12 protein-coding genes are annotated in these 10,030 nt (G+C 41.8%); 1 reads left to right on the forward strand and 11 read right to left on the reverse strand.

Translation table 11 applies throughout. From position 1 onward, the window contains the following. Nucleotides 1-54 precede the first annotated feature (54 nt). The 3 genes from coxB to Q0V21_RS31835 all read right to left on the reverse strand — a co-directional run bounded on the left by coxB (nt 55) and on the right by Q0V21_RS31835 (nt 2,871). Nucleotides 55-1,107, reverse strand: coding sequence for a cytochrome c oxidase subunit II (coxB, locus tag Q0V21_RS31825; RefSeq protein ID WP_079348831.1), 1,053 nt, complete (start codon nt 1,105-1,107; stop codon nt 55-57). A gap of 581 nt (nt 1,108-1,688) precedes the next feature. Then, on the reverse strand, nt 1,689-2,450 hold the full coding sequence (gene map / locus Q0V21_RS31830; protein ID WP_024632137.1) for a type I methionyl aminopeptidase: 762 nt from the start codon (nt 2,448-2,450) through the stop codon (nt 1,689-1,691). Nucleotides 2,451-2,682: 232 nt separating this feature from the next. After that, the gene (locus Q0V21_RS31835; RefSeq protein WP_017690840.1) at nt 2,683-2,871 is read right to left on the reverse strand and encodes a hypothetical protein; all 189 of its coding nucleotides are present in this window, start codon (nt 2,869-2,871) and stop codon (nt 2,683-2,685) included. Nucleotides 2,872-3,267: 396 nt separating this feature from the next. On the opposite strand from Q0V21_RS31835, the gene Q0V21_RS31840 reads away from it, so the two are divergent. Then, a complete protein-coding gene (locus Q0V21_RS31840; protein WP_301247435.1) occupies nt 3,268-3,549 on the forward strand; it encodes a transposase in 282 nt (93 codons plus the stop codon). Between the two features lie 103 nt (nt 3,550-3,652). On the opposite strand, the gene Q0V21_RS31845 is transcribed toward Q0V21_RS31840, so the two are convergent. The 8 genes from Q0V21_RS31845 to Q0V21_RS31880 all read right to left on the reverse strand — a co-directional run. Further along, nucleotides 3,653-4,894 carry a M48 family metallopeptidase gene (locus Q0V21_RS31845; RefSeq protein ID WP_301882486.1) on the reverse strand — a complete coding sequence of 414 codons (1,242 nt, stop codon included), beginning with the start codon at nt 4,892-4,894 and terminating at the stop codon, nt 3,653-3,655. 301 nt (nt 4,895-5,195) lie between these two features. Further along, nucleotides 5,196-5,606, reverse strand: a complete 411-nt coding sequence (locus Q0V21_RS31850; RefSeq protein ID WP_079348828.1) for a suppressor of fused domain protein — start codon at nt 5,604-5,606, stop codon at nt 5,196-5,198. A 38-nt stretch (nt 5,607-5,644) separates the two neighbouring features. Further along, a complete protein-coding gene (locus Q0V21_RS31855; RefSeq protein WP_079348827.1) occupies nt 5,645-6,112 on the reverse strand; it encodes a hypothetical protein in 468 nt (155 codons plus the stop codon). 7 nt (nt 6,113-6,119) lie between these two features. Next, nucleotides 6,120-7,304, reverse strand: a complete 1,185-nt coding sequence (locus Q0V21_RS31860; protein WP_301882487.1) for a CdiA C-terminal domain-containing protein — start codon at nt 7,302-7,304, stop codon at nt 6,120-6,122. 199 nt (nt 7,305-7,503) lie between these two features. Continuing rightward, a complete protein-coding gene (locus tag Q0V21_RS31865) occupies nt 7,504-7,992 on the reverse strand; it encodes an antitoxin YezG family protein (RefSeq protein WP_079348826.1) in 489 nt (162 codons plus the stop codon). A 5-nt stretch (nt 7,993-7,997) separates the two neighbouring features. After that, the gene (locus tag Q0V21_RS31870) at nt 7,998-8,660 is read right to left on the reverse strand and encodes a DNA/RNA non-specific endonuclease (protein ID WP_301882488.1); all 663 of its coding nucleotides are present in this window, start codon (nt 8,658-8,660) and stop codon (nt 7,998-8,000) included. A gap of 264 nt (nt 8,661-8,924) precedes the next feature. Next, entirely contained in the window at nt 8,925-9,437 is a 513-nt protein-coding gene (locus Q0V21_RS31875; protein WP_079348824.1) for a hypothetical protein, read from the reverse strand. A 10-nt stretch (nt 9,438-9,447) separates the two neighbouring features. Continuing rightward, the coding region (locus Q0V21_RS31880; protein WP_301882489.1) for a hypothetical protein at nt 9,448-10,030 on the reverse strand (583 nt) is incomplete at its 5' end.

Here is a 10,030-nt window from a genome sequence, read left to right on the forward strand (position 1 = left end):
TGACGCTATGAGCATGAGCCAAGGTTGTGTACCCCCTTCTTCGTCATTGCTGTTCTATTCATAGTCCAATTTGTAGTTGGCCAGATATTCGGCAATTCCGTCGATTTCTTCATCAGTGAGCCCAAGGTCTTTCGGATTAGGCATCGTGTTGCCCGGCTTCACGGATTGTGGATCATGGAGCCATTCTTTCATGTTGTCGAGTACCGGATTGCCGTCTTCCTGTCCTTCACCCTGGTTCAACAGAATGCCTGCCACGGATTGCTTGCCGCCGATTCCCGTCAGGTTAGGCGCAACCGGCCCGCCCTGATCCCCAACTGCATGGCAAGAAAGACAGTTCGTCTTGAACTTCTCAGCCAATTGGGTATCTTCCGGAAGTACCGCCGGGGCTTTCATTTCATTGACCCATTTGTCAAAGGATTCCTGACTGACCGCTTTTACCTTGAATTCCATGAAGGCATGCGACCTGCCGCATAATTCAGCACATTTACCTCGGTAAACGCCTTCATTCGGCGCCGAGAAGCTGAACTTGTTAAGCGTTCCATCCGGGTTTGTGTCCATTTTACCCGCAAGTGACGGCACCCAGAAGGAGTGAAGCACGTCAGCGGTTTTCAATTCGAATGCGATTTTCTTTCCGGTCGGGATGATGAGATCTTGAGCGGTGGTTACATCATATTGAGGATAAGTGAATTCCCACCAGTACTGATGCGAGGTGACTTTGACCTGAATTGCATTTTTGTCGTTGGACAGATCTTCGCCTTGGGCAAAAATCGTTTTTACCGTCGGTACTGCCAGAACGATAACAAGCAACAACGGAATGGCTGTCCATATTACTTCCAGCTTGAAATTACCTTCAACCTGTTCGGGCATTTCATTCTGCCCGGCTCGTCTGCGAAACCGGATCAACACATACGCAGCAATAGCAAATACAATGATGAGCACCACGATCATAATCGTAATGGACAGCTTCATCAGATCATATTGGCCTTGCGCCACAGGACCCTGAGGTTTCATTACCGACAAGTCTTCCCGCCCGCATGCGGATAGCAGCAAAGAGAACACCGCCAGCAAGGGGAGAATTCGCTTTGCAACCTGCCACTGTTTCATCATTGATCTACCCCACTTTTTTAACATTTTCGTAGATTTCCGTTTTCGCCCAAAATAAACTCAAATTAAGTTCATTTCAGCACGATACAGGTAATCCTGTCCGACATACAGAACGCTTACAAAAATAACGCTTCCACTACTCCCGTCTTTTCCTGCTAAGGGCATGTCTGCGCATTCTTCCAATTCATTCTATATGGTTCAATCACTTATTAAATATAAGTTGAGGGTATGATTTTGTCAATCTTTGGACACATGTTCACAAATTGTTCACTATATGTAAAAAACCGCACCACAACTTGATTTGTAACCGATTTCAGTTAAAAGTATTACTCTCTACATTTGAAAAATTTTGCCAAATTTCGGTGATGAAATTGATTTTTTTGCCGATTTTTCTCACATTGAAAACATGCAGTATTATGCAAAAAAGAAAAGCATGCATCAGGTGATCTCCCTTACAACTCCTGGAAGGAGCAGTAAAGCCCCATACCGCCTCCATTTAGAATCAGACGGTATGGAGCCTAAACCCATTGTATATTCCGACACCGTTATGCAGCCCCACTACCAGCTTCCAAGTGATTCAGCATTCATGTCCCATCCGTCAGGATAAGAGGTCCATCCCCTGTGATAGCCACCGTATGCTCATACTGGACGCCCCAGCTTCCATCAACGGTTCTTACCGTCCAGCCGTCTTCATCCCATACAACCGCTCCAGAGCTGCCTTTTGTAAATATGGGCTCGATGGTAATAACCATGCCCTCTGTCAGCAACATACCCGTTCTGCGTTTCCCGTAAGGAAGCACGTTTGGGGGTTCATGGATGTATTGACCAATGCCATGACCAATGAGAGGCTTCACAATACCGTAACGATACATCTTCGCTGTCCGCTCGATCGCATTCCCGATATCCCCCAGCGTATTTCCTGGCACTGCCAGTGCTATCGCCTTATGAAGTGCCCTTTCCGTTCGTTTCATTAGCTTACGAATGGACCTGCGTTGTTCCCCGATCCCATACGTCCATGCAGAGTCGGCAAGCCAGCCGTCTTTGTTCACCACCATATCAATCGTCACCACGTCTCCTGTGGACAGTTCCCGGTCATCAGGGAAGCCGTGGCAAACCACTTCATTAACGGAGGCGCATGTGGCGTATGGATACCCTTTGTATCCCTTTTGCTCAGGTGTAGCTCCTCTTTCAGCCAAAAAAGCTTCCACCCGCTCGTTAATGTCACCTGTGGTTACACCAGGGGCGAGCCACTTTTCAATTTGCTCGTGACAGCTTCGCAGAATGCGTCCTGCTTCCCGCATGTAGCCAATCTCTTCTTTTGTTTTCAAAATAGGGTCCACATGCATTCATCCTTCCTGCCATATGTGTACTTCCATGTATATGCAGCAGGAACGGAACAAAGCCCCCCAAAAGTGCAGCGAAGATCGGAGGCTTATTCCAATTACTCTTTGGGAACCCATTACCCATTAGAAATATATACATATCATTTTCCAAACAAAAAAAACCGCCTGCCGGAGCCTAATGCCCGGGAGACGGTTCTATTCATATCGGAACAGTATATTCAGAGTTGTGTGTGTTTCAGGACACGGAAGAATCCATCTTGACAAGCTCATGCTCGACCACAGAAGTCAATTCTTCCTCGTATCCACCCGTAATCCGGTATTTTCTCACGTACTCCTTCACGAATTTTTTTGGATCTTTAGGACGGAAAATCCGAGTCATTTCCCTCAAACTTTCTTTGACCTCATTGTGACCTTTCGTTGCCATTGTAATTCCCTCCCAAAACGTTGAAAGTGAATGCTCCGTTTAGAGAATGCCGAATAAGTCTTAAATGCCATCCATGAAGTTGTGTGCGCGGCTCAAAGCAAGCTTTAGGTCGGGAACCCTGCTTAAGCAAGTACCTGACACTATAAATACCCGATATGATTCGGTGTGAATCATAATCTTATTGTAGCATATTCGGAAGTATCTTACGACTTGACAATCTTACCTAATATTTATAACGGTTTTTATGCCCAAAAAGTTTAATTCCGAATCTTATGTTATAAATACGACACTTCTATACGGAATTAATATATCCAGCATAACACTCAACTATTCGGGGGATATTATCACGGACAACCCATACAGTTAAAATACTGGGATCTAAGGAGGCGTTGTTTTATGGATCAGAAAGACAAAGAAATGCTGCCCCTTTCGCATGAAAAGGTGGAAGTGGACGGAATATACACCAACGAAGCTGGACAAGAAGAGCATCTGCATCGCGGACAACACTTCCCGGCTGACCCTGTTCTCGGTAAGACCGAATGGGAACTGACGGAATTCGCTTTTGACAACCATCACGAAGGTCGTACCGACGAACGTTTGGTTCCCAAAGAGAATGACACTGATAAGATTGGCAAGATTACCCATCCACGAAGACACTTTCAGCGTGGTGACCGTTAAGTTATAAACGCAATAAATCACTTTAAAACTAGGGCGCATCATATCAATCATTGGTTGGTGCTGCCCTGTTTTTTATACTATATGCAATTGAGAATACAGAGGGTTAGCTTGCATCCCTTAGATCGTTAAGAAGAATTTTCTGGGAACGCTGTTCCAGCTGTCGAAACTCCTCATTGATTCTTCGTTCTTTAGCAGCATCCGGCCGATACGCAGGAATCATCGCCCAGTGCTCACGTATCAATTCGATGCGATTCTTCATTGGAGGATGGTAGCTACGGTTTTGAGTATCATTCATTTCCTGTATCCGCTGAATACGAAGAATTTCCTGAGTTGGAACGGCAGAAATCCGTTTTCTAAACTCCTCATACAGCTCTTTGTTATATTGATATTCCGCAACCTGTTCAGCCGTTTGTGCAAAAAGACCTTCCATCTCGGCCTTCAATAATAGAGATAACACTGCCTCACTGCCAGCTGTCTCCGATGCTTCATTATCTGCGATGTAGAATACTCGCTGCATCTCATTCCTCATGCTTTTGATTAACAATGCATAGATACCGCCTATAACAGCAAATAACAATAAGCGTAGTATTATAAGTGGAAATACCACCCAATATAACAGGCCGCTATCTTCTGGATCAACGGTGTCAATCCAAGAATTCAGTACATGCATGGCTCGCTCGACCAATGAGCTGTTGGAAATGTTCGGATGTGCAAATTGACTCATATGGTGACTGATGGCGGCTATCTTCTCCTGTAACGTTAGGGCTGCAAAAAAGGGAATGCCCAGGACAAGTGCTCTCTTTTTTCTTTTGAGATGCAAATTGTATGCGTTATATTCTTCACTAATGATGACCATATCCACAGGTGGAACATTCAAGCGCTCCCCAATCTCGGCAATCATTCCATACAGTTCTGGATAATCGTCTCTAGAGATCACCCTGCCTGGAAGCCGCTTCCGGTATGGCAATATAATTGTGATCCAGAGGAAAAGCAACGTAATACCAAATATACCCAGCCACGTTGAATTGGTTGAAAAGAAAAAGATTGCTACGCCCAAAATGGATAACGTTGACAGATGTACGGTTAGAGCAACCAAATAGGTGTAAAACTTCTGTTTAGTGAAGGAAAGTTCCCGATTGACGTTATACTTAAACTCCTCTAACAATCGGTCTGATGATCGTTCATCAGCATTCCTGTTCATCCCGTTTAACCCTTCATCTGTTACTTGTCCTCTTTCATCCTCATAAACATTCCAATTACACTTCTCACACCAGGTGCTATACCCCGGATTCACTTTCATCTTGTTTGCACATTCCGGACAAGTCTCTTGCTCTGTGTAATGCAAAATTCCTTCCACTCCTCAACTACACTATGTAATATCAAATCCGAATGAAGCTTGCTGTCCCCCTCCCTTTCAAGTAAATCTTAATTTGTATTTTTATAATTCGGAATTTTATGGAATATTTTGAATATGTAGAAAGTCTCAAATTGGATGTGTATATACGCACTTCTATTTTCAAATATGTGCTTATCCTCAAAAATTCCGACAAGAAAAAAAATCGATCCCATTGGCCATTTGGCCAGGAACGATCTGATGTATTTACGCCTTTAAGCTACTTAGTTGATATTTTGGAACATTCACTTCCCTACAGACAACTATTCTTCCGATCCCATTGATACACTGCCTCAACACCATTGGACATCAACTTGCTGATCAGCGAATCTCGGCCTTTCTCAAAAAAGTGTATAATCTCCTCCCGGTACAAGGGAAGCAATGTATGGAAAGAGATCGGCCATTCGCCCTCCATCTCCTTACCTTCATCCCGGTACGGCATGTTTAACGCTTCTGCGCATTGAGGTAGCGGCGGGACAATCATAACTCCACAATAGGAAGTGCTTTCTTTATATGGCAGGATTTGTGTATGCGCAGGTACTCCTGTCTCACTAAACATCTCCCGATATGTGTCCGCCAGATCCTCCTCACTTTGGTTGGGGAAGACAAGCCACTGTCCTGTAAAATATCCATTCGGCGCTGGGTAGCCCTTTAAAATATTCATGATCCGATTATATCAAACAAGCATTCTATAGCCCGCTTTTAGTTTGGTAACTCCTGAAAAATATAAGGAAATCGTAGTAAAGAAATTAACTTATTTGATAGATACTTTTTCTGGTATTGATCTAGCTTTGTATTTATGATTACAGTAGCATTTTCCTTTCTGAATATTTGATCTGTACCATTTTCCACAAACACCATGTCAGGATTAAAAGACATTAAAATATTACCGAAAATTTTAAACAACACTTCTAATCCTTCTTCAAATAATTTCCCAAATAATTGAATTCCAATTTCCACATTAATTCCCATCGCATATTCTTCTCTTAAAAAATCAATACTAATAATATCTTCTGTTTCAATATCAAGTGTGAAGTATTTACAACTAAGACGGGAAAAATCTTCGTAGGTAGTCACTTTATCTTCAACTGCATCGCATACTATGTCATAAATTGTTCTTTTAAGTACTTCCTCATCCAAATTTGAGACTAAGAATAACGTACAGTCCATCTCACTTCTAACCTCCAAATACTCTTGTAATCTTTCCATCCTTCACTAGAATTAATTCTTCTAGTCTTTTTAAATCTCCATTCGGATTTGCTTTTCTTAAAATTGTTTCGATAATTTCGGTAACTTTTTCATGTGGAAAGTTGTCTAAGTTCAAAACAATTCTTTCAGACTGTTTCTTCGTCTTTCCTGCTATTTCTTTAATTATACTTTGTATCTTTCCATCTGGTTTTGGTGCATAACAATCAAATACATTTCCTTCGATTAGAAAATCTGGATTCGACCCTTCTGCAATTCCATGTCCATTCCCACCATCAATTTCATCTAACATCTTAATGTCATAGCCATTATCAGCCAATACATCGGCTGTTTCATTTTGTTTCTTTATTCCATGGGAATCTCCTTCTCCATAATTCCCTTTAGGTTTGCTACCCTTTGGTAAAGAAGGTTCGGTAAGTTTAATCTTTGGAATTTTACCCGTCCCCTCAGTACCTCCACCACTCACATTAGTTCCATCTTTCGATGACGGGGCATCTTTAGGTATTGCTGCATCCTTCGGCTTAACCGGCGTAACGTTTGAAGAAGTGGACGACTCTTTAGAAGTTATTCCTTTCGACGACATACTACTCTCTTTCGAATCCACATGGGAAGTGTTCGGCGATCCCTTTGCACTCCCAGCATCATTGCCTTTTCCACGATTCCTACCTGTATCCGAGAACATATGATGGTCATTCTTCACAATCACCGGCACGGTCTGGCCGTTGCTCAGCCTCATGCGCTGAACTCGCCACGGAACGCTCGCTGCTGCGCCTTCGGTCATTTTGCCCAAAGCCTGGCTGATTCGTTCTCCCAGCTCGGCGAGAGAGGAAGGCATTAATGCCGCATTGGTCTTGAGCTTGCCATCCTTCATGGCACCGCCTGAGGTTCCATCCGGCCCATCTCCATGACCATGCGGAACGCCGCCCTTGGCTCCATCTGCATGACCAGACTTCTTGCCACCACCCTTGAGCACTTTGACACCATTTTTGACCAAGGATGCCCCGCCAGCTACAGCCGTTACCGTATCAACAACCCGTACCGCAGCGTTGACATCGTTCCGACCAGCGTCATGGCTCTCCTGTTCCGTCAGGATCAGCATGGTGCGGTAGTCTTCACCTTTCAGATCCATGAACGGTTTGGCGTTTTCTGCACGCAAAAAAAGCTCATTCCTACTTCATAGTTCAAGTGGGTATGAGCTTGAAAATTTAACTTCTATCAATTTTTTGAATAATTTAATGTTTGATTTGTTGATCCTCACAACTAAGATTCAAACCATTAGGTTATATGTTATAAGTTAAATGATAAGGTCATTCGGCAATGGATAACCCCCACTGAATATTTTTCCTTTTGTTCACTTAGATTGGATTATCCGGGAATTCTTTAGAGTACCTATTTATCAAATTTTGTAGAGCCGTATCTTGAGGAGTTTCGTTTAAGTACTTGTATTTCCATATGATAAGTTGGTCACTAAAACTATAATTGGTATCAAACCAATTTGTATAATCAAAGTGAACTTTTAATTTTCCTGTCCTTTCTAAACTTAAAGTAAAAGAATACCATAAATCTTGACCCTGATCTTTAAATATTTCTTTCATTTTTTCTGCTAATGACAGGAGTTTTCTTTTATTTAATTTAAATTCCCTCTCGTTCACTTGATGTTTAAAAGGAATCTCAAGACTATATTCATACCTCTCCGGATTCTTTTCTGGTTGGTAGAAAAAATACGTACCTCCACCATTATCAGAAATTTGAGCATAAAAATAAAACTCTCCCCAATCCTCCGGTATCATTTCGTTGACTGTTTCGGCTATCTGCCGGTATAAATTGTTTAGTATTGGCTCCATTTAATTCAGCCTCCTGATTGATTTTTTATTGTTTTTTCAATAATTCCCTTGCCTTCAATTTCATAAACTACTTCGAAAGCATCTGGTCTCATTGATTTGCCAGAATAGATTGGTTCAATTTTCACTGTAACTTTTTTAGGTGGTACTTCTTTAAGAGCATTCACCCAATCTGTTTCCATTTCATACCATATTCCGCCACTTCGATTGATCTGGCTATTTTGTGGGACGAGATTATCAATATCCTTCGGCCCTTTAAATTGTGCTCCTATTAAGTGTCCACCATCGTCATCAGGTAATCTGCCTTGTCCTTTTCCAACCGTCCTCTGTGCATATTCACTTCGGTCTCCTTTACCGAGTACAATGGTTCCTTCACAATCAATAATACGCCCTTGGCTGTCCGTACGATAAGTATAACCATCAGGTGAAGTGTATTCTATATTTGGTTTTAAAACTTTTTTTCTATTTTTTCTTGTAAAATGATCACCATACTTAACTGTTTCATAGACTATTGGTGGCGGTTTACTTCCATTATCAGCTTCACCCGTCCCCTTAGTTCCATCTTTCGAAGATGGAGCATCTTTAGGTTTAGATGCATCATTCGGCTTAGCTGGCGTAACGTTTAAAGACGTCTTAGTCGACTCTTTAGAAGCTGTTCCTTTTGACGACATACTGGTCTCTTTCGAATCCACATGAGAAGTGGCCGACGATCCCTTCGAACTTCCCTGCCCCTACCTGTTCACGTTCTGCCATTCGTTTCATCCTCCTTTGATTTTGGGCATGCAAAAAAAGCTCATTCCTACTCATAGTTCAAGTGGGAAAGAGCTTTTGAAAGTTTATCAAGTGTTTGAATTATTTAGTGTTTGATTTGTTGGTTGTATTGTACGGTCTTGTTGTTGGGATTGTAAAGAAACTTATAAAAAATGTTCACTCTATCACTCAATATTTTCATCATCGAGTGCATCCAGAACTTCATCCCTAATGTCTTGTGGGGGAAGTTCCCTAGTTATTGCCCCAGAATTACGCGGCCATGCATGCTTGCCACTTACTAACTCATTATGGTGATAACTGATTCTTCCACCTCTCTCAAACAACTTAATAATAGGGTCATATAGATCGTGAAACTTCAGAGCGATAGGCATTTGTTTGTCTACCACGTATGCCCATTCAAGATAAAAAGTGCAAAGATACTCTGTAACCCAATCAACGTTAGCGTTTACTAATCCATTACATTCTTCCTTTATATGAGCAGGTGTATCAAAATTAATTATTTCTGCTGCATTAAATACAGCACGTCTATTATCATCCTTGGAGTTAAAATCTAAAAAAATATTCCCTCTTCTGATAAACTCTGTAACTAGGATCGCATATGAAGGTTTATCCATTCCATTATTTTCCCAGTTAATGTTTTTTATTCTTTCACTGGCTTGTTCAAAGTTAGAATTCAATTTTCCCACCTCAAAATTTTGGTTTAAATCCTGGAAATCCGCCGGGTTGTGATGGTGCTAACTCATGAGCACCTTTTGTACTTTCGTTCATTGTACCATCTTTGAAATAGTTGATATCACGATACGGCAATCCTTCTTGCATCATTTTACTTTCTGCCAATTCATGGTCGGCTAATTGTCTAAACCATGCTTTTTCCTCTGCTGATAATTCACCTTTTAGTGCTTTTTCCCATCCATAGGCCATATCAATATCGGGATCAAAATAACCTTTATAATAGTACTTGCCGTTAACAGTATCAACTAAGTTCATGTGTTCAGTCAGTATTACATGTGTTTTCAACTGACTTGCCTCTTCAAAACTAAGTCCTGTATTCCGTGAAAAGGTCTCTAACTCTCCGGCATCTAAACCAGTGGATCTTAACTTTTCATATGTCTGCAAAGCTATCTCTTCCTGTTTAAAATTAGGAACAAACTTAATAGGTTCTCCACGAGGGTCTATTGGTTTAGGTGTTCTAGCTTTTGGCGTCCCCTCAGTACCTCCACCACTCACCTTAGTTCCATCTTTCGATGACGGAACATCTTTAGGTTTAGAA

Source organism: Paenibacillus sp. 11B, from assembly GCF_030487755.1.
In the GTDB taxonomy this organism is placed as follows: Bacteria; Bacillota; Bacilli; order Paenibacillales; family Paenibacillaceae; genus Paenibacillus; species Paenibacillus vandeheii.